Genomic DNA, 22,545 nt, shown 5'->3' with positions numbered 1-22,545 from the left:
ATACAAATACAACTCTCAGTGCTTCTTTTTGATGGTATTGTGTAACACAGTGATGGGCGAATACATGTCCCAGTTAGGATTGTAATCTTTTTGGTTGATAAGACCTTTTGCCCCTACCGAAAAATTACCCAAAACAATATCCATGTTACCGTCACCATCAATATCGTTAACGTCCATTGCAAGCCAGCGGCCATAAGGGTTAACCGGTATCTCGTGTACTTTAAATTTGCCCGGGCTTGTTTGTTCATGATAGGTAAAACCTTCGGTAGGATGGTATTTAAAATCGGGGAAGAAAGCTATTACAGCCAGGTCAAGATCACCGTCATGGTCAAAATCTGTAGCTATGGCCTTTGAGCAGCCATTGATATGGTAAAAATAAGTTTGCTTAAATTTCCAATTGCCCTGGTTGGTAAAAATATATACCCCATGGTAGGGTTTAAATATAGGCGAGTAATCATTGTTATCGCCACAGGTATACAAAATATCGGGTTTTCCATCGTTATTAAAATCAATGAACTGGAAACTGCTTGATCCATACACGGATGGAAAATGCACCAGGTTTTGCGTGGTAAACCCTCCTTTTTTGTCATTCAAGAACAACCACACCCCCTCATCAGCCTGGGCAAACAGGCATACAATATCGGGCCAGCCATCGTGGTTATAATCATCAATATACAGCTGGCTTGGCCCCGGCATTGCCCTGATGATTTTTTTTGTGAATTGATGTGCCGGTTGCTGCTGCACCAGGAATAAGCCACCTTTATTGTGGCCAAATCCGCAGGATACATAATCCATTAAACCATCTTTATTAAAATCAACATAAGCGCTCTTCGCGGGTCGTGGCAAACTATCAGTAATTAAAACCGAATCTTTACCTTTCAATTTACTGCTTAGGTTAATGCTTATTAGTTTCCCTTTAAGCTGATCATTGGGGGGCAATACCCCAATACAAGTAATAATAGCGCCATTTGGATTTGCATCCGTTTTAAAAAAATCGGCGTCAACTACCGGCGACTGGAATTTTTTTACGACTGTGGCGTTGAGATTGCTATCCCATTTATATAGCTTATCGCCGGCTCCGCCGGTATAAAAACTTTTATCATTGGGGTTAAAAGCAACCATGGTGGTCATGGCCATACCATCGGTAGTATCTACTTTTGCCGGTCGTTTTAAGCTAAAAATAGCCCAATCTTTTACCGCATTGGGTTTGGGGATAAGCAATTTATCGGGCGCTGCACCCTTGTAATACATTACAATCTTATGCCAATCGGCGTTTGAAATGGCCGAGGATGAGTATACCAGGTAGTCGCCCATAAAGGGCCTTATACCAAACTTAGCCGCCATGGCGGGTAAAACACCTTTATCCCATGTTGCTTTATCAAGCAAAGATGCATCTGGTGCCTGGTGACATGTTGAACAATGCTTTTGAGCCAGTTGCTTGCCCTCCTCAATGTACCTTTCATCGTCTGCCTGTCCATTATCCCTATTGCAGCTGCCACACATTGTGAGTGTAGCAAATAGCCCTATGAATAATGAATAGAAAAAAAACTTTTGTTTATTAATCATTTACACTTATCCCGTTTTCCGAAGCAGTTTTCAAAGCTTTGAAGATAGACGCTTATCTAATCTATTATAGTAAAATCTATTTTTTTGTATGATTTTCAAGCACAATCAACGGCAAATTTCTATCCCATTGCGGTTGCAGGCCATGGATAAATTTAAACCCGTCGGCATAATTACCCAATATAATATCAAGCTTGCCATCGTTGTTCAAATCGGCTGTTTCCATACACATCCAGCGGCCATATTTACTTACAGGTACGGCGTGCGGTTTAAAATCAAACGGTTTATTTTGTTCAAAGTAGATAAACTCTTCCTGTGGTGTGTTCTGCATATCGGCAAAAAAAGCTATCGTGGCAATATCCACGTCACCGTCGCCGTCAAAATCAGCCGCAATTGCTTTGGTACAGCCATTTATAGGGTAAAAATATTTTTGTTTAAAGCTCCAATTACCCGCGTTGGTAAAAATATACAGGCCATGGTATGGTTTTAAAATGCGCGAGTCATGGTAATTATAACCGCAGGTATAAACCAGGTCAAGGTTGCCGTCGTGATCCATATCAACCAACTGAAAACTGGTTGAACTGTTTGTTGGCGGGAAAGTAAGCAATTTTCTCGTTGTAAATCCGCCTTTCTGATCATTTAGTAACAACCACAGGCCTTCGTCGCCTGTACCTGTTAACACCATCAAATCAAGCCATCCATCTTTATTAAAATCGCCTTTTAAAGCCTGCACCGATCCCGCTTTATTCAAAATAGATTGTTGGGTATAAGTTTTGTCCTTATTTTGAACCAACAGGTACACTCCACCCTTTTTATCGCCCTGCCCGCATACTACAATGTCGTTCAGGCCGTCTTTATTAAAATCGCCCACAATGGTTTGAACCGGCCGGGGCAAATCTGATGCTATATAAGTTTCGGAAGCGTTAACGTCCTTAGCATCAAGGTCAAGCTTAACAATTTTACCGTTAGGGAAATCAACCGGCGCCATACGACCAATGGCCGATACAAAACCAATGTTACTACCAGCTTCTTTATCAAAGCTGATATCAACGCCCGCCGAAGGCAGCGACGCCAGCGAATCGGCTTTTAAATTGCTATCCCAGCTATATAATTTTTCGTTAACCGCATCGGCACTATACAACTTCCTGGTAGCCGGGTTATAGTTTATGGCCGTGGTAAAACTGGTTGAATTAAAAGGCAAAGGCTTTTTTAACGTAAACCCGGTCCAGTCTTCAACCAACGGAGCAGGTTTCCTGACGGGCAACAGCGTATCGGGCGCAAACTTTTTGTAATAATTAACAATAGCCAACCACTCAACTATACTTGCGCCAGTAGTGTCTTTAGCATCCTGCTTAAAAAACTGACCTCCGTAGGTGGAAATTTTTAGCATAGGCGCCATGCTCACCAATACGTGATTTATCCAAACATTTTTTGGCAAAGCATTTATGGGGGTTAATGCATGGCACCTTGTACACTTTAATTGTACCAGGTTTTCGCCATCTAACTTTACATTACCGGTTAACTTATAGTACTGACCTGTTTTAGGTTTACAGCCATAAATCAACGTAGCAAATGATAATAAAACTATAAATAAAAGCAGGTAAGTAGTAGCCAGGTATTTGGGTTTGAAGTGCATATAGAGCGTTAAGTACCGTTATTTTTTTAGTTTAAGTTTCTTCCAGATATATTCGCCAACCTGCCTGCCTTGCACAGCCCCCTGGTCAACACTGTTCCGATAGTGAATACCACCATAAAAACGACTTATAGATGTTTCATCGGACGCCTTTAAAAACGAATCAAAATGGCGTTGCATCCCAATATATTTTAAATCGCTGGTATCCTGGTAAGCAAAATTATCGCCAAACAAGTGGGTAAGCATTACGGCGGATGCTGCGCTGATATCGCTATGCCCGCTTGGATACTCTGGGAATGGTGGCGTTTGTAGCATAGGCAGCCAGTCGTGGTCAATTTTATCATTAATAACCGTAACCGGCCTAATGTAGTTGGTTTGGTATTTAACCTGCCATCCGCTTATAAAAGCATCAAATAAGGCAATAGAAGTAAGCGCGTAAGCCTGTGCCGTTTTTATACCATCAGCATGAGTTTGTTTACAGGCAATGGCCGTAATGCCAATCCAGTGGCCACCGGGGGTTATTTTTTTATTGGCAAACATCATGTGCCCGTTGTGCTGAATTACAAAAGGGTTATCATCCCAAAAGCGGGCAATGGTAGTTTGCTCGGGGGTTATGTGTTTGCTTAACTCGTATACTTCCACAACCTGCTTAAAGTAGGGGCTGTTTTTGTCGTCGCTAAACGCTGGCGGAGGCGGCAATTTAAATTGTGTTGAAGTATCAACAGCAAACGTATGCATGGTACCCCAGCAAAACTCAACGCCATCAAGATAATCGGGGGCTGTTGGGCGCCATTGACCAGGGCCGTCGTTACCCAAAAAACGAGGTTTGCCACGGGTTTGCGGATAATTATCAACAGATGCGCGTTTAAGGATAAATTTACCTACCTGGGTACCAAACGCCATTGAACGCGAATAAGTAGAGTCATCAAGATTATCCTTATACATAGCATAAACCTTATCCTCATATTTCTGCAAGGTATCTACCGAGAAAGTGATCTTGTGGGCCACCGTAAAAAAAGCTTTGGTTGCGGCCAGTGTAAAATTGTATTTCAAATCTTTGTTGGGCTTAGGCGGTTTGCCAAAGCCTTTTAACTGGGCTGCTATTGAATTATAACTGGTATCTGCGTAACGCTCAGCTTCGTAAGCCGCCAGTGTAGTATAACCGTAAATACGGCTTGCAACCGGAGGCGTAAACACATCATAAATGATAACCTGTGTTAACTGGTCAACGTTGTTATGCAGCACATCCGCATCTTTTAACAAGGGCGTTGTTTTTTTTTGCCCGCAACTATAAATCAAAAATAAGCATGTAACGGCTAAAAATATTTTAAAACATCTCATAAACAAGTAATTAATTAAGCTGTACGGTTCGTTGGTGGCCATAGCTATCAGTTATGGTTACTGATGCCATATTGCTTTCAATATTAAAGAATCTGCCTGATTGCGACAAGAAAGAACTTCCATTATAAAACTCCTCCCTGGTAGTTTTTCCATTTTTATATTTAATGGTTGCAAAAGCGTCTAATGGCTGTAAAGCAACTGTTTTAACACTGCGGTTAAGCTCAAATAACTTCAGCGCGTCGCGGTTTTGGGTTGCCGCCAGCAGGTAGCCCCCTTTTGCGCTTCTTAACTTAACAAGGCCTTTGCCATCGCCTGGGATAAACAAGCCGCTTTGTAAAATACTTAAAGGCTTAAAGCCTCCTTTCCCATCCCCTTTAAGCAATAGTCCATTAAATGCATCGTACCGGCCCGTTGCAACCTCGGTACCGTAATCATTGCCGCTCAGGGCTACATCAAGGTTACCGTCTCCGTCAAAATCATCAACAGTGATGCCGCAAAGCTCGGATTGCTGGGCCTCAATTGGTAGTGGAATAATAGTAAACTTACCACCGCCATCGTTGCGCAAATAACACGATTGCAGGTAGTTTACTTTAAGCCGGATTGCTCCTTCACGCATTTTTGGAGTGATTACAGAATCCATAGGTGCCACAGCAAGCGAGTGGTAATTTTGGAATTTTATACGCATGCTAATCATTTGCTTCACAATATCATCGCGCCCAAATGCCGGGAACTCCCGTTTTACGCCGTCCTGATCTTTTAAAAACACCGATGGAAAAGCATCGTAACTATCATTATTATCAAAGTCTTTAGCTGTTATATAAATAGGGTATTGGTCTGATGCTTTGTAAAAAGTATTCAGTCCCGTATTACCTACAATGTAGTCGATATCGCCATCATGATCAAAATCGCCTGCGGCAATGGTATTCCACCAGCCTAATTTATCCGCTATGCCTGTGTTGCCTGTAACATTTTTAAATACGCCTTTGTCATTCTTCAAAAAGGTAATAGGCATCCATTCGCCGGTAAGTATTAAATCGGGCCAACCATCATTATTAAAATCCGTAAAGGTTGCATCGCATACCAGCCCGATATTTTTTAACGCAGGTGCTACTGTTGCAGATACATCTGTAAATTTGATAACACCATTTTTACTGTCGTTACGCAAAATAAAACTGGATACCGGTTTAGGATAGTTCCATGGGTCAACTCGGCCAGATACAAAAAGATCGAGCTTGCCATCATGGTCAAAATCAACCGCCTTTACGCACAATTTACTGGTGAGGTTTTTGGGCAATGCATCTGGCTGTAATATAAAATTCCCTTTGCCGTCATTCAGGTAAAACCTGTCCTGGTAATTGGCCGACCCGGGCTGGGTTTCAAACCCGCCACTGGCAATATATAAATCAGGGTGGCCATCGCCATTGGCATCGAACAATAGTATACCTTCATCCTTATTACCCGCTACCTGAGACAAATATGAACCCATATCCATTGGGTTTAAAGCAGGGACCTTTGTTTTTGCTTGCGGCAGCAAATTGCGCTGATTAAACTTACCATTGGCTTGTTGCAATAATAATTGTGCCGGGTATAAAGTTGTACCGCCAATTACCATATCGTCAAAGCCATTGCCATCTACATCGCCAACTGCCACTGCAGGGGTATATTGCGATAACTTATGGGGGATTAATTTTTGAACATTAAAATCGATGTAGTCTTTTTCCTGGTGCTTATAAGTAATGCCTGCCGATTTTGTTATCTCGCGGAAAAGCGCACCTGTGTTTTGAACCGGGAGTTTAAATGAATAAGGTTCCCTTGCGTCGGCAATACTTACTTTAAGGGTTTGGTTGGCCTTTACATTTTTCAGCACCTGTTTTTTTCCATTATCCCACCTGATTACGACCGAATCTAACTGGGATACTTTACCCAGGCCAAAATGGGCTATATTTTGTATGGTTGACAGATAGCCGCGGTACGGCGTGTTTTCATATACCTGTTGCTGGCCGTGGTTGTAATAAATATTGGCAAATGCACCAATACCGCCCAGGTTTTGCGGGCCACCTTTAAATTGTATGTGTAAATAGTTGCTGCCTGTTTTATTTTTGTCGCGGGCTGTATTCCTGTAAACAAAGGCTTCATCATCAATATTATTGATAATCATGTCCATAGCGCCATCATTATCCAGGTCGGCATAAGCCGCCCCGTTTGAAAATGACGGTGTGCCAAGGCCCCATTCTTTTGTTACATCGGCAAATTGCAGCCCATCGGTATTTTTAAATGCATAATTGGGTATTTTTACAATCGGGATCTGGTCAAGAATCTGTTTGTTTGACGCGATTGCAAAAGCGGTATTCCTGAAGGTGATAAAATCGTGATCAGTAACATCGCGCGGATATCCGTTGGTAACGATAAGATCGCGTAAGCCATCATTATCAAAATCGGTAAGCATTGGGCCCCAACTCCAATCGGTTTGGCCAACGCCGCTTAAAAAAGCTACTTCGCTGAAAATCGGCGCGCCTATTGAATCATTTTGCCCCAGGCGCGGGCCCTTATTTATTTGTAAGGTATTGCGTGTGTATTGGTATTGTTGGTTATATCTATCAAAATTTTGAAATACCTGGTAATTATTGCCGGGCATAAACATCTTTTTACGATAATTATCCTCGGGATTCATATCAACTTCAAAAGCATCAACCAGCCCGTCATTGTTTACATCTTCAAAATCCTGCCCCATGGCACTAAATGAAGTATGCTTAAAATATTCCTTCGATCTGTCTGTAAAAGTACCATCCCCATTATTGATGTACAGTATATTATCGGGTAAAAAATCGTTTGTTACATATATATCTTTCCACCCATCTTTATTTATATCAACAATCGTTGTAGCATGCCCATAGCCTTCAATCGTTATGCCCGCCTGCTTTGATACATTGGTAAATACCGGATGTTTAAGTGCAGCATTCCAATCGTTACGGTAAAGCCTGCCTGTACTTTTGTGGCTGCCATCCTTGATTGTAGGCCTAAAGGTACTTTGATTATCGCTGGCTAAAGCTTCGTTTACGGTAACGTACATATCAAGGTCGCCATCGTTGTCATAATCAAAAAACGACGCCATGGTTGAGTGTACTTTAATATCCAGCCCGTACTCTTTGCCCATTTCTTTAAAAACCGGCACACCATCTTTGCCTACGCCCTGGTTTACATATAGCAGGTTAGTCCGCTTAACCGAATCGTCGAGCAACGTATTACAAACATATATATCGGCAAGGCCATCGTTGTTAATATCAACAACAGCAACTCCCCTGCCCCAGCCTCCTTTGCCGCCAACACCTGCCTTTGCAGTTACATCCTCAAACTTCATATCCCCTTTGTTAAGGTACAGCCTGTTTGATAGTGTATTGGCAACAAAATAAATATCCTGCAAACCATCGTTGTTAAAATCGCCTATACCTACCCCACCGCCATTGTAAAGATTAAGCTTTGTAAGTGGGTTTATTTTATCATCTTCAACAATGGTATTGCTAAAAGTAATACCCGATTCCGATGAGGGTATTTGCTGAAAAAGCGTCGACTTTTTACAAGCAGATAAAGACACAATCAGGCTAATAAATATGTAGGTGTACTTCATGAACTTTGGACAGTAGGCTATAAAAAAAGGTGGAGAAAATTATCTCCACCTAAATTAGAATAATCAAACGGGTTATCAAAAATTAATAGCCAGGATTTTGCTTTAATACGATTGGCCCTTTTGAGTTGGCAATATCTATTTGTGCCTGAGGAATAGGGCGATATTCGCTCTTGTTTTGAGTGAAATGAGCATCCTTCAAGGTAATGTCAATAGATTTATCGCTTGCAAAGAAGGCATTGATCTCGGCAGCCTGGTAAGCGCTACCCCAACGTTGTAAGTCGAAGAAACGATGACCTTCCATAGCTAACTCAATTTTACGTTCAAAACGTACCGCTTTACGTGCATAAGCCTGGTCTGGAAATACAGTATAAAGACCTACTTTGTAATTAGCAGCCGGTGTAGTTTGATTAGTATAAATTGATTTTGAAGCATCGTAAGGAGAGTTTAAATAAACCCATCCACTTGTGATGCCTGCACGGGTACGTACCTGGTTAACCAGTGACATTGCAGTTGCAAGGCTACCTGTTTCTACTTCGCATTCTGCTGCCCATAAAATGATATCAGAATAACGAATAAGATTTACGTTGTTTGAAGTACTTAAAGCAGAGGTCCAGGTATTTTCTGTACTTGTGTTGGTACCAACTTCGCTTTTTGAATATACGTTCTTTTTAGGGCTAAAGTGACCGTCAGACCCAGGGTTACGAATCCATGCATCACCAGGGTGTGGTCCCCAATCAAGGTAAGGAATGCCTTTACGGCCCATAGTAACATCAATACGTGGATCTAATGTTCCGGTGTAAGTTACGTCTGTGACAGGAGAACCCGAGTTAAAGTCATCCAATAACGGTAAACCGGTAACAGCATCTGTTTTGTATGAATTTGCTAACCACTGTGATGGATTAAAGAACCCGCAGCAACCGCCAGGACCACCATTGTATGGGAAGTTAAGGTTATCGCCCTGGTTACTATTGTTACCCAAAGAACCGTCATTAACAGAGGCTTGAACAGCGAACACCGACTCAGCACTGTTTTTCTGACCTGCTTCTGGACTGAAGTTTTGCTGAAAGTGATCGTTCAGCGCATATTTTTGTCCGCCTGCTGTTTCGCCTGAGGTCATCAGTGTTGTTAAAAGCGCTTTAGTTTCTGTGCCATATTTTGCCTGCGCCATGTAAACTTTTGCAAGGTACGCCATCGCAGCATATTTATTGGCACGGCCACGTTGTGGCTGTGTTTCAGGAAGATTATCCATAGCAAACTTGAAGTCTGCTTCAATCATTGGATATATATCCTTATCATTTTTAACAGAACCTGCGTCTTTAAGTTCAATGGTTTCATCAACATAAGGAACCATAAAGAAATTACGACGCAACTCAAAGAAGAAATAGGCTCTTAAAAACCTTGCTTCGCCGCTTATCCTTTTAATATCATCTGCTGTTAAATCTTTTGCATTCGGGATACCGCGCAAAACATCGTTTGCACGTTGTACGCCGTCATACAGGGAAGCATATTTACCAACGATAAAGCTATTTGATGCAGGCAGGTTAAAAGTAGCTACCGGCGTTTGATCATTTGCGCCATCAGAAGGATCAGAACCTTTATAGGCATCACCGCCAGTAATACTTCCAAACATCCAGTTTGAAGGTGCAGCCGACTGACCAGAACCATTACCTCCATAACCATCCAACTCGGAATATGCACCTATTAGCAAACTTTCAACACCTGCTTTATTTGATAACAGCGCAGGATCTATTTGACCCAGTGCCGGCTTATCCAAAAAGCTTTTCTTACACGCATAAACTGCACAAATAAGCAGCAAACACAGTGGAATGATTAATTTAAATTGAATTCTTTTCATGACTTTTATCTATTTAAAATAGTTGTTAAAATGTAGCCTGTATACCTATTAGGTAAGTTTTTTGATTGGCCGGATAGTTACCAAAATCAATACCAAAGTTAGTATTATTATTTAGGTCAGATGGCTGAATTTCAGGATCTAAGCCTTTATATTTGGTAATAGTAAACAGATTTGATCCTTGCAGATATACCCGAACTTTAGATACACCAATTTTCTTAACTTGTGAATTCGGAATGCTATAACCAAGAGTTAAATTTTTCAACCTCAGATAAGAACCGTCTTCCATGTAGTATGAATTAAATACCGCTGTATTACTGAAGTTAGCAGCAGCAGTTAATTTCGGAATTGATGCACCCTGATTAGTTGGAGTCCAGGAGTTAGCTAAGATACCTTTGATAACACCGCCTTTAAACACTTGTGGAAAATCAGTCCAGTATTTTACGTAGTTGATGTCTTTATTACCTTGTGAACCATAGAAAAATGCATTCAAATCAAAATTTTTGTAAGTTGCATTTAGGGTAAGACCATAAGTAAAATTAGGATTTGGATTACCAAAGAAGGTACGGTCGGCATCTGTAATTTTTCCGTCGCCATTTACATCTTTGTATTTGAACAAGCCTGGTGCGGCACTTTCCTGTGTCGGAGAGCTTGATACATCAGCAGCATCCCTAAATAGTCCTTGAACTACGTAACCAAAGAACTCGCCCATTGGTTGACCTGGCTGAAACCTGGTGAATGACCCAATACGGGTTGAACCGGCACTATTAAAATCATAATATTTTTTACCTTCAGGTACGCTGATAACTTTACTCTTGTAACTGGTGATATTGCCGGTAACGTCGAATTTAAAATCATTTGCTATAGTACCGTGGTATGTAAGGCTAAAGTCAACACCTTTGTTGCTGATATTACCGCCGTTTACGAAGGCTGGGTTGGCACCGCCACCTGCGTTAGAAACACTTGGTTGGAAAAGCAATCCGGAAATGTCTTTTTTGTACAATTCAAAACCAATCTCTAATTTATTGTTAAGTATTGTTGCGTCAAAACCAACGTTGGTAACCTTATCTGTTTCCCACGAGGTAAGGGCATTACCAATTTGTGAGCGGTAAATACCTAACAAAGCACTATTACCTGAGCCGTTAAGGTCATAATAAGAGTTTTGAGGATTTGCAGCAAACAAGTTAGTTGCGTTAAGTTTGTTAATGTTACTAATTGAACCTAACTCACCGTAACCACCACGAAGTTTTAAGTCATTAAGCCAGCTTACATCTTTCAGGAACGATTCCTGAGAAATTCTCCAACCACCTGTTACAGAAAAGAATGTTCCATAGCGATGGTCAGGCGAGAATACAGATGCACCGTCACGACGTACAGTTCCGCTCAATAAATACCTGTCATTATAGGCATAATCTAACTTTGCAAAATAAGAATAAAGCCTTAAGTAGTTAATATCGATATTCTGGTTGCTTTCTCCCTGTGGAGAACCTGTATCGAGGTCGACATAGATAGGACTGGTAGAAACTGAGTAATTTGAACGACCAGCACGCAAACCTCTTTGATTGTAATTTTTAGCCTCTTCGCCTAAAAACAATTTAACATCGTGTTTACCAAATTTCTGATTGTAAGTAACTGAGTTTGTCCAGATCCAGGTGCTGCTGTAGCCAGCGCTTTCAGAAAATGTATTGGGGTTAGTATTACCCTCAGCATTTTCAACTGATGTAGGATTAAAGCTCCAGTAATAATAGTTTGTAAATTCACCACCGATGCTTGTACGGGCAGTGAAGTGCTTTAGAAAATCAACTTCGGCAAATATATTTCCTTGCATCGTCCAGTTATAACCTTTGTTATTTCCGGCCCTGGTTTGAATAGCCACAGGATTTGAAGAGTTACTTAAACCCTGCGATTTTGTACCTGCAAAATTACCAGCGATGTCATAAACCGGGATAACAGGAGGCTGACGATAAGTATAAGATATTGCGTTGCCTTCGTTTTGGTTACCTATTGTAGGATTATCTTTGTGATACAAATAAGCATTCTCACCTACACGCACATGATCACCCACTGCGAAGTTGGTGTTTACACGCATTGCATAACGCTTAAGGTAAGTATTAAGCAATGTACCTTGTTCGTTAAGGTAGTTAACTGACATTAAATAATTCGACTTATCGCTACCACCGCTTGCGGTAATATTATGGAAAGTTCTGGGCGCAGATTTGAATACTTCATGAAACCAATCTGTACCTACTTTATTAGTTTTGGTAATTTGGTTGCTGTTGATATTATAGGTTGCTGGATCTGTTCCCGGATCGCCTGCGTTAGCAGCAGTCGGAGTTATATAATCCTTTAAAACTGCGCCTGTAGTACCAGGATATTGCACGCTACCTACTGAACGTTGTATTGCATCAGCATATTCCTGACTGCCCGCCATATGAAAACCATCTTTTAACGGTTTCTGACTTCCATAATACGCATCGTATGAAATAGTTGCACGACCAGATTTTCCTTTTTTGGTAGTAATTACAACCACACCATTTGAACCCTGAACACCGTAAATAGCGGCAGAACCAGCATCTTTCAATACTTGGATAGATTCGATGTCATTGGCATTCACATCGTTAAAATTACCTTGCACACCATCAATTACGTACAATGGACTTGAGTTACCCGTTGACGTAATACCACGTACACGTACAGCACTACCACCACCTGGCTGGCCGTTGTTGATTACGGTAACACCCGCTGCCTGGCCTTGCAATAATGCTGCTGCCTGGCCGCCTGGTACAGTTTTTAAGTTGGCAACGTTAACAACAGCTACCGAACCGGTGATGTCTTTTTTACGTTGCGAACCGTAACCTGTTACTACCACCTCGTTTAGTGCATTGCTGCCTGCAACAAGGGTAACTGTGATGCTGGTGCTTGCACCAATTTTAACTTCCTGGCTTTGATAGCCAATGTACGAAACCACAAGCGTTTGGCCCGGGCTTAATGTAAGGGTGAATTCACCGTTAACATCAGTTACTGCGCCTGTAGTAGATCCCTGGATGCGTACTGACGCTCCGATGATCGGTAATTTGTCATCGCTGCCGATAACTTTACCTTTGTACTTTGTTTGGGCTGTAACTACCAATGAAGATACGAGGCAGCATAGTAGCACGCCAAGGAATCTTCCCTTTAGGAGTAAACTTTTAAACATGAGATTGAGATTTAGTTGATTAATATATTTGATTTAAGATCTTGGGCGGTTTTGGTGTTATTTAAGTTTGCAGTTGAACCATAACATGCCTCGTTACAATTTTTTTGGTGAGAACAAAAAAATCATGAGGCTTGGCAGCATAATGCTGACCGGTAAAATTTGAAGATTTTAAAATGTTGGAATGTAAAAGTTTTATCATAAATGAACTTCCTGTAACAAATTTAATTTATCCCCGTTACCTTGGTTTCACGCGACTTAAAAACTAAGTGTACGTGAACTATGTTATAATACTATCAGAATTTGTATGGTTTCTGGCGTTCCAGAAATTTATATTGGCTATGCAACTAATGTAAAGAGAGTGTATTGTTTACACAAGTGAAAAATGCAGATTTACAAATTAATTATTTATAGAACCAAAAAGGCGTTAAAATTACAAATTGTGAATATTTTATTAATAAATCATTAATAAACTGAGGGCTTGTTTATAAATTTTGCAAAGTCAAAATTGCAGCAGCAATGGTAAAATGCAATCGATACAATACTTTATGGGTACATGTTTATTGTTACAGGGGCTAAACCTCAATTTTTTTTATCTTATTGATGCTATAGGAATGTTACAAAGGTAAAGCTGGCTTAGTGTTAAAATATCATCATGATTTTGTAATAATGTCACTACAACATTTATTATTTTGCCGATTTACAACTGTAATACAAACATTTATAAATAATATAATAAATGTTTCACCAACATTTATCGGGTTACAAAACACCGGAAAATTTAACCGAAAACTCGTTCCTTAAGCAAAAAAGCACTGTGCATTTAAAAATGCGCAGTGCTTTTTACCGTGTTCAAGTAATTTTCTAAACTACCTTTAGTTCAATTTTATATATTATTTATTATAATTTATTTAAAAATCTTTGGCTACTACTTATTCCACCACACTGATGCCGAATGGGTATCGCTTGAGTTGGTACCTACTTCAATTACAAATTTGCCTGGCTCCCAATCGTACTTAAGCTGGCTGTTGTAAAACTTTAATTGCTCTGGTGTAATAGAAAAACTTACCTCTTTGGCTTCGCCTGGCTGCAGGTTAATCTTTTTAAAATTTTTCAGTTCTTTAACCGAACGGCTGATACTTGCAACAGGGTCGCCGACGTACAACTGTACAACTTCTTCGCCCGCATATTTGCCGGTATTGGTAACTGTAACAGTTGCGGTTAGCACTTCGTTGCCTTTAAGCGTGGTTTTACTTAACTTAACGTCGCTGTAGCCAAAAGTTGTGTAACTTAAGCCGTACCCAAAAGGATAAAGCGGATCATTAGAAATATCCAGGTAGTTTGATTTAAACTTTGTTGGTCCGCTGCTGTAAGGGCGCCCAGTGTTTTTGTGGTTATAATATATAGGTATCTGGCCCACGCTGCGCGGAAAAGTTGCTGTTATTTTTCCTGAAGGATTATACTGGCCGAATAAAACATCGGCAATTGCATTACCAGCTTCGGTACCGGGTGCCCAAACATCCAATATAGCGCTGGCGTGCTCATTTTCCCAAGTTAAGGTAAGCGGGCGGCCGTTAAACAACACAACAACCATTGGCTTACCCAATTTGGATAAAGCCTTCAACATGTTTTTTTGCGGCTCAGGAATATCAATATCCGACCGGCTGGATGATTCGCCCGACATACTTTGCGACTCCCCCACCACCGCCACAATCACATCTGATTTATTGGCGGCATCAATAGCTTCTTTCAAAAGTTCATCGGCAGGTTTGGGATCAACGGTAACCATTCCGGGGCCAAAGTTCAGGCGTTTTATAAATTCAGCATCCTCGGTGATGTTTGATCCTTTGGCATAATTGATGGTAACGCCATCGCCGACAACGTTTTTAATACCTTGCATCACGCTGACGGATTTTTGCCATTCGCCGGCCAAAATCCAGGTGCCAAGCATATCGCGCTGGTTATTTGCCAACGGGCCAACAAGCGCTATACTACCCGTTTTTTTAAGCGGAAGCGTTTGATTATCGTTTTTTAGCAATACAAATGAACGTTTGGTAATTTCCCTGGCAGCAGAAAGATTCGCCTCAGACATTACATCCGTTTTTTCGCGCGCGGCATCCATCGATTTGTAAGGATTATCAAACAAACCCAATTTATACTTGGCCTCCAAAACCCGGCGGCAAGCCTGGTCAATTTCAAACTGGGTTATCTTTTTTTCTATTAATGATTTTTTTAACGTAGTTAAAAAGCCTTCGCCAACCATATCCATATCCAACCCGGCTTTTAATGCCAGGGCCGATACCATTTGCAAATCGCCAAGGCCGTGTGCTTCCATTTCGTTAACGGCGGTGTAATCAGATACAACAAAACCCTTAAAACCCCACTGTTTGCGCAGCAAGTCGGTAAGTAACCATTGGTTACCTGTTGCAGGTACACCGTCAACTGTATTAAAAGAGCTCATGAAACTGCCTGCACCCGCATCAACGGCCGCTTTGTAAGGCGGCAGGTAATCCTGGTACATTTTAATACGACTCATATCAACAGTATTGTATTCGCGGCCAGCTTCAGCACCACCATATAAAGCAAAGTGTTTTACGCAGGCCATAACCGCATCGGCATTTTTCAGGCTGGCGCCCTGGTAACCTTGTACCATAGCTTTTGCCACCTGCCCGCCATACCACGGGTCTTCGCCGGCACCTTCCGAAATACGGCCCCAGCGTGCATCGCGCGCTATATCAACCATAGGCGAAAATACCCAGCTTAAGCCTTCGGCGGTTGCTTCTTTTGCTGCAATATGTGCCGATTGTTTGATCAGATCCAGGTCCCACGTTGCCGACATCCCCAAAGGAATTGGGAAAATAGTACGATGGCCGTGTATAACATCCAATCCAAAAATTAACGGAATATGTAAACGGGAATTTTTAACAGCCGCTTCCTGCACTTCTTTAGTATGATCGACACCCCAAATGCCAAACACGCCACCAATAGCGCCTTTTTTTATTTTATCCTCCACGCCTTTATTAACCACCGATCCTGTGGTTGGGGCACCAATAGTTACCAGGTTTAACTGGCCGATTTTTTCGTCGAGGGTCATTTTTTTCATTAAACCGCTCACAAAAACATCCATTTTGGCGTCCTCGGTTTTGTTTTGAGCCGACACCTTGTTAAAAGGCAATAACGCTACGCAAAGCGGAATAACCCTGGCTATAAGTTGAGTTGAAAAATATTTGTTCATTTTTTAAATTTACGTTGTAGGCAGATTGATTAACCAAATTTGGATAGGTAAAAGCGCGATTAAGCCCTTACCAAACTAATTAATTAAAAATCATCGCTTATAATTGGCTATAACACAACAACAAATTGATTGTGTATAAAGTACACAATTGTAATTATTATAATTAAATAATCAAAGTATTTTTGTAGAATAGCAAAAATGTTGACCAGAGAAGAACTTATTGAGTATAGCGACGAGGCCCGTAAAAACTACCTTGAGCATATTTCTATTGATTGTGTTGTTTTTGGCTTTCACGAAGGCCAGATGAAAGTACTGTTGCTAAAAAATATTGGCGAAGAAAAATGGTACCTACCGGGCGGCTTTGTGCTTAAGCGCGAACCTATTGAAATGGCTGCCAACCGGATATTAAAAGAACGTACCGGTCTCGACCAGATATTTCTGCAACAATTTCACGTTTTTGGCGATCCCGACAGGTCAAAAGTTCATAATGATATGTACGATGGGATGTTGCCCCCTGAAAAAAACTGGTTCTCGGGTCGTTTTTTAACAATAGGTTATTACGCGCTTGTCGATTTTTTTGAAGTAACACCACAGGCCGATCGCTTCTCGGAATTATGCGGCTGGCGGGATATGGATGATATGCCCAAACTTGAACTTGACCACGAACTGATATTTAAAACCGCTTTAGATACCCTGCGTTTGCAATTAAACTATCAGCCTATTGGTTATAACCTGATGCCAAAGGAGTTTACCATGCCCGAGCTGCAAAAACTATACGAAACCATCCTTGATAAAAAGCTGGACCGCCGCAACTTTCAGCGCCGGATTTTGGGCTTTGGTATCCTTAACCGTGCCGAACAGCCCCGTAAGGGAGGTGCCCATAAAGCACCCTACCTATATTCGTTTGATTTAGAAGGTTATAAACACGCGCTTACAGAGGGCTTTAAAGGCGGATGGTAAGTTTTAATTATTGAATTATTGAACTATTGAACTATTGATTTAGTGAATTGTACCTTAAGGAAGAACCTATTCGTAGTCATGCTGAGTGGTAAAATCCGGATACTGTGGAGGAGAGATGGCATTCAAAAATAAAAGACTTTCATCCTTAGTGGTAAAATTTCGCGAAATTCTGAAGGGGGAAATGACAACGACTTAACCCAATGTCATGCCGAACTTGTTTCGGCACCCCACATGCTGAGTGTACTTCATGTGGGGCACCTCTCCTGTGGGATCCCGAAACAAGTTCGGGATGACTTCCGTTTTTTAACTGGGCATGGGTAGGTACGAAGGATGACAGTGAAATTGGAATTGTAAGTTTTTGAAACAAGTTTAACCTCTTGCCGCAATTCGCCCAACAACCTACTCCGCCAGGTACTCCATTTTCACCTGTACATTCAGGCTTTCGTTCATTTTGGCAAACTGGCCCGAGTTACGCGTAAAATCAGGATCAGTATCCATGTACATGTTGGTAATTTTTACAATTTCGGGGTGCTTATCGGTGCCTATATTATAGGTAAGGCCTTCGCCGCTTTCCAAACTTTGTTTTAGCGCCAGGTATTGCTTCCCTGTTATGATAATCATTTTTTCTGCGGTCATGTGTTTATTATAATTGGTACTACTTAAACGGGTGCAAATGGTTTTAAGTTATCTGATATTTATACCTTAAAGCTGCTGCGCCAACCGGTTTATATTCCTGTTTATTATATTTACGTCAAATATAGATATAAACTACCTTCATGATCAACCTCAAAAAATTACTTCCGGTTGCTTTGCTTCTTGGTAGCGCAATGGCATCGGCACAAATAACCTTACCTATCAATACTACGCTGCAAAAAACATACACTAAAGGCACACGTACCCGGAGCGGCGCACCCGGCAAAAATTACTGGCAAAACACAGCCAACTACAGCATAAAAGTAAACTTCGACCCTAAAAGCCTGGAACTTAGCGGCACTGTTGGTATCGAATATATCAACAACAGTCCTGATACGCTTAAAAAACTTGGCTTTAAACTGTACCCCAACCTGTATCAAAAAGGAGCCCAGCGGGATGCTCCCATATCAGCAAATGATGTAAGTGATGGTGTTAAAATAACATCGATCAGTTTGGATAATCAGCCGGTTGATAGCACAAAACTTAACATCAGGGGTACCAATATGTCGTTACGGGTTAAAGCCATCAACCCGAAACAAAAAGTACATTTGGATATTGCTTATGCATTCATGCTCAACAAAACATCGCATATCCGCGGCGGGCAGGTTGATCCGGGAGCGTTTTTTATTGCTTACTTTTTTCCACGGGTGGCTGTTTATGATGATATAGACGGTTGGAATGAATTTCCGTACACTGGTTCGCAGGAGTTTTATAACGATTTTTGCCACTTTAACGCCGAAATTACCGTTCCCGGCGATTACCAGGTATGGGCAACCGGCAATCTGAAAAATGCAGATGAAGTTTACAACCCCAAATATGTAAAACTGATAGCCGCCGCAGCAGCCGCCGATAAAGTGACAGATATTGTTACCGAAGCTGATATAGCCGCAGGCGATATCACCAAAAAGAATGCTACCAACACCTGGAAATTTGAAGCCGACAGTGTTACCGACCTGGCCTTTGCTACCAGTAACCACTATATATGGAAAGCCAGCAGCCTGGTAGTCGATCCGAAAACAAACAGGCGCACACGTGTAGATGCTGTATTTAACCCGGCACATAAGGATTACTTCGCGGTGGTAGATTACGCCCGCAAAACGGTGGAATCCATGAGCTATAAATTCCCGAAATGGCCTTTCCCCTACCCGCACGAAACCGTTTTTGATGGCCTTGCCCAAATGGAGTACCCCATGATGGTGAATGACAACCCGCTGGAAAATAGCGAAGACGCGATAGAATTAACCGACCATGAAATTTTCCATACCATGTTCCCTTTTTACATGGGTATAAACGAAACCAAGTATGCTTTTATGGACGAAGGCTGGGCCACCATTGGCGAATGGCTTATCAGCCCCGATATCGACCCTAAAATAACCGATCTGTATGGCATCACAGCCGTCGAAAACTCGGCAGGCAGCGAGCAGGATGTACCTATCATGACGCTTACCCCGGCGCTTACAGGCATTGCAGGCTTCACCGATAACTACCCTAAACCTGGCTTTGGCTACCTGTACGTAAAGGAAATGCTTGGCGATGCACTTTTTACCAAAGCGCTGCACAACTATATTAACCTGTGGCATGGCAAGCACCCCATGCCTTATGATTTTTTTAATTGCATGAACACCGGCGCGGGCATTAACATGAACTGGTTTTGGAAAAACTGGTTCTTTGATAACGGCATCCCCGACCTGGCCATTAGCAAAGTAGCGCATGTAGCAAAAAAATATACGGTTACCATTACCAGCATCGGGAATAAGGCGGTGCCGGTACACTTAACTATATTTTACACAGACGGCAGCAAACAGGCAGTGGGAACCAGCATAGCCGCATGGGCAAAGGGCAATAAAACAACAACACTTAATTTTATAGCCAAAGGCCCTATAACACAAATTACTTTAGGAACTACCTATGATGTAGATTCGGATAAGAGTAATAATGTTTGGAAACCGTGAGGAAGAGTCAAGAGTTAAGAATCAAGAGTTAAGATTTTTTGATCGTCGATACGAATTGTAAAATACGAAAATGCAGCTATCTTGATTCTTGACTCTTAATTCTTGATTCTAACAAAAAACGATGCGAAAAAAACTACCTATAGATAAAATTACCGAGCCGGCAAGTAAGTTCATACACCAGGAGCATACCAGCGGTATTGTGCTTTTTATAGGTGTTTTGGTAGCTATAATCTGGGTAAACTCGCCGTTTGCTCATTCGTACCATCAACTTTGGGATATTAAAGTATCATTGGGTTTTGGCAATCACGCACTTAATCACCCGCTGCACTTGTGGATTAATGATGGGCTAATGGCCGTGTTCTTTTTTGTGATTGGCCTGGAGTTGAAACGCGAGTTTATGGCCGGCGAGTTATCGACCATAAAAAAAGCTTCCCTGCCCATGGTAGCCGCTTTGGGCGGAATGGTAGTGCCCGCCCTGATATACTTTTTCATCAACAAAGGCTCAGCATCCGAACATGGCTGGGGCATCCCTATGGCTACGGATATAGCGTTCGCGCTGGCATTGTTATCTGTTGCAGGCAAACATATTCCATCATCGGTTAAGGTGTTTTTATCTGCATTGGCAGTGGCCGATGATTTGGGCGCTGTATTGGTGATAGCCATTTTTTACAGCTCGCATATCGATTTTGCACCCTTAACTATTGGTGTATGCCTGTTAACCATACTGCTTATCGGCAATAAGCTGGGTATCCGCAGTATTATATTTTACCTGGTGATAGGTTTTGCGGTATGGGTAGCCTTTTTGCTTTCGGGTGTGCATGCTACCATTGCAGGTGTAATGGTGGCGTTTACCATCCCCGCCCGTACGCGCATTAACGAAAAAAACTATGCTGAAAGCCTGCGCAAACTTTTGGTGGCCTTTGAGGCGCAAATTCCCAATAACAGCACACTTACCACTCCAGAGCAACATCATACCATTGAAAAAATAAAAAAAATGACTACCGATGCCGAAACCCCACTGCAAAAAGTAGAGTATGGGCTGCACCCCTGGGTAGCTTTTGTGGTGATGCCACTGTTCGCGCTGGCAAACGCGGGTATCATTATTGGGGCGGATTTCTTTTCGTCGTTACTCAATCCGGTAAGCCTGGGTGTGATGATTGGCCTGGTAGCAGGCAAATTCATAGGCGTACTATCGGCCACCTGGCTTATGGTAAAGTTTGGCGCCCAGCTCCCGGCAAACTCCACCTGGAAACAAATAACCGGCGTAGCCTTACTGGCCGGTGTTGGTTTTACCATGTCGCTTTTTATATCAGGCCTGGCATTTAGCCATGTTGAGATGGTTGATCAGGCTAAATATGGAATTTTATTGGCTTCGTTATTAGCGGGTGTTTTTGGGGCGGTAGTTTTGAAAAGATCGTAGATCTTAACACGATTTATGGTTTCTACAAGATTGGCACTTAATTTCCCTTACACCTCACTTGTATTTGAGCAACTATTTAGATAGCACGTTAGAGTTTTTCTATTTCTTCGATAGAAAGTTTAGTGATTTTTGCAATAAATTCAATGGCTAAGCCTTCTTTTTTAAGTTCACGTGCAATGGCCATAGCTTCTTCAAGTTTACCTTTTTCTATGCCTTGTGATATACCTTTTTCTATACCTTGTGCTATGCCTTTTTCCATACCTTCTTTCACGGCATAATCCAACACGTTTTTATTATCCCACTTGTATTTTAAGCTACTATCGTACATCTCTTTTTCCTCCTTTGTCAGATTAGTATATTCTGCAATACTGAATAATTTTTCAAATATGGGTTTCCGCAGGTAAGCCGGGATCTTATTCATTTGGCTAAGGTGCTTTAAAACATATAGCCATCTGTCAAGGTCGGTTTCCAGTTCGGCCTCCGTCTTTACAAAATTAATCAATTCAATATAAGTGTAGCCTAATTTATCGTAAAATATTTCACCCGTATGCCTGTTACACAGGCAAATATCATGCAGGTATTCATGTGCAGGGCTTGCTGCCAGCGTAAAATCTTCCAGCAAGGCAACCAGGTACACCTCCGTAAGGTTATAAGCCCATTCGCTGCGCTTTCCTTTGGGTGCCTGGTTGCTTATGAGCCGGCTGGTATAAAACAACGCTCTTTCTTTAAAGTAGCCTTGCCTGCCACGTTGTATTTCTATTATAAAACGCTCGCCTTTATCACCTGTACACAACAAATCGAATATGGCTGACCCTTCATCCCTTAAATCCCCGGGGTGCTCATTTTTGTTATAAACCAAGTCGACAATATGCTTGCGCCCCCTGAACACTTCATTTAAAAAAGCTATCAGCAAATCTTTATTAGGCTCGTTGCCAAATATTTTCTTAAAGGCAAAATCAACTAAAGGATCAATATATTTTCCGGTGACAGGCGGTTTATAATCAGGCATAGCCAAATATAGAGCATTGTTTTGTTTTAAAGAATCCTTTTAAGGTTTAAGCGGAAGCAAGCCATCATC

Annotated in this window: 12 protein-coding genes; 3 read left to right on the top strand and 9 right to left on the bottom strand. The window is 41.6% G+C overall.

What is annotated here, in order from left to right:
• Positions 1-15 precede the first annotated feature (15 nt).
• The 7 genes from FSB76_RS21820 to bglX all read right to left on the bottom strand — a co-directional run bounded on the left by FSB76_RS21820 (position 16) and on the right by bglX (position 16,442).
• Positions 16-1,503, bottom strand: coding sequence for an FG-GAP repeat domain-containing protein (locus FSB76_RS21820; RefSeq protein ID WP_158642948.1), 1,488 nt, complete (start codon positions 1,501-1,503; stop codon positions 16-18).
• 139 nt (positions 1,504-1,642) lie between these two features.
• Complete coding sequence (locus FSB76_RS21815) at positions 1,643-3,199, bottom strand: FG-GAP repeat domain-containing protein (protein ID WP_147057102.1); 1,557 nt, start codon at positions 3,197-3,199, stop codon at positions 1,643-1,645.
• 18 nt (positions 3,200-3,217) lie between these two features.
• Positions 3,218-4,459, bottom strand: a complete 1,242-nt coding sequence (locus FSB76_RS21810; RefSeq protein WP_225976268.1) for a vanadium-dependent haloperoxidase — start codon at positions 4,457-4,459, stop codon at positions 3,218-3,220.
• 88 nt (positions 4,460-4,547) lie between these two features.
• Positions 4,548-8,162, bottom strand: coding sequence for a VCBS repeat-containing protein (locus FSB76_RS21805; RefSeq protein ID WP_147057098.1), 3,615 nt, complete (start codon positions 8,160-8,162; stop codon positions 4,548-4,550).
• A gap of 82 nt (positions 8,163-8,244) precedes the next feature.
• A complete protein-coding gene (locus FSB76_RS21800; RefSeq protein ID WP_147057096.1) occupies positions 8,245-10,017 on the bottom strand; it encodes a RagB/SusD family nutrient uptake outer membrane protein in 1,773 nt (590 codons plus the stop codon).
• A 25-nt stretch (positions 10,018-10,042) separates the two neighbouring features.
• Complete coding sequence (locus FSB76_RS21795; protein WP_147057094.1) at positions 10,043-13,210, bottom strand: SusC/RagA family TonB-linked outer membrane protein; 3,168 nt, start codon at positions 13,208-13,210, stop codon at positions 10,043-10,045.
• 925 nt (positions 13,211-14,135) lie between these two features.
• Complete coding sequence (gene bglX, locus FSB76_RS21790; RefSeq protein ID WP_147057092.1) at positions 14,136-16,442, bottom strand: beta-glucosidase BglX; 2,307 nt, start codon at positions 16,440-16,442, stop codon at positions 14,136-14,138.
• Between the two features lie 198 nt (positions 16,443-16,640).
• Between bglX and FSB76_RS21785 the strand changes: the two genes are divergently transcribed.
• A complete protein-coding gene (locus FSB76_RS21785; RefSeq protein ID WP_147057090.1) occupies positions 16,641-17,402 on the top strand; it encodes an NUDIX hydrolase in 762 nt (253 codons plus the stop codon).
• A gap of 399 nt (positions 17,403-17,801) precedes the next feature.
• Here FSB76_RS21785 and FSB76_RS21780 read toward each other — a convergent pair whose 3' ends face one another.
• Entirely contained in the window at positions 17,802-18,038 is a 237-nt protein-coding gene (locus FSB76_RS21780; RefSeq protein ID WP_147057088.1) for a hypothetical protein, read from the bottom strand.
• A gap of 140 nt (positions 18,039-18,178) precedes the next feature.
• Between FSB76_RS21780 and FSB76_RS21775 the strand changes: the two genes are divergently transcribed.
• Both FSB76_RS21775 and nhaA read left to right on the top strand, forming a co-directional pair.
• Positions 18,179-20,047, top strand: a complete 1,869-nt coding sequence (locus FSB76_RS21775; protein WP_147057086.1) for a M1 family metallopeptidase — start codon at positions 18,179-18,181, stop codon at positions 20,045-20,047.
• Positions 20,048-20,168: 121 nt separating this feature from the next.
• Positions 20,169-21,467: a Na+/H+ antiporter NhaA gene (gene nhaA, locus FSB76_RS21770; protein WP_147057084.1), complete on the top strand. Its 1,299-nt coding sequence runs from the start codon at positions 20,169-20,171 to the stop codon at positions 21,465-21,467.
• 88 nt (positions 21,468-21,555) lie between these two features.
• Here nhaA and FSB76_RS21765 read toward each other — a convergent pair whose 3' ends face one another.
• Positions 21,556-22,476 carry an Rpn family recombination-promoting nuclease/putative transposase gene (locus FSB76_RS21765; RefSeq protein ID WP_147057082.1) on the bottom strand — a complete coding sequence of 307 codons (921 nt, stop codon included), beginning with the start codon at positions 22,474-22,476 and terminating at the stop codon, positions 21,556-21,558.
• Positions 22,477-22,545 lie beyond the last annotated feature (69 nt).

It is taken from the genome of Mucilaginibacter ginsenosidivorax (assembly GCF_007971525.1).
Classification (GTDB): domain Bacteria; phylum Bacteroidota; class Bacteroidia; order Sphingobacteriales; family Sphingobacteriaceae; genus Mucilaginibacter; species Mucilaginibacter ginsenosidivorax.
The sequence above is the reverse complement of the archived record's forward strand: the minus strand, read 5'-3'. Positions and strand labels throughout refer to the sequence as shown.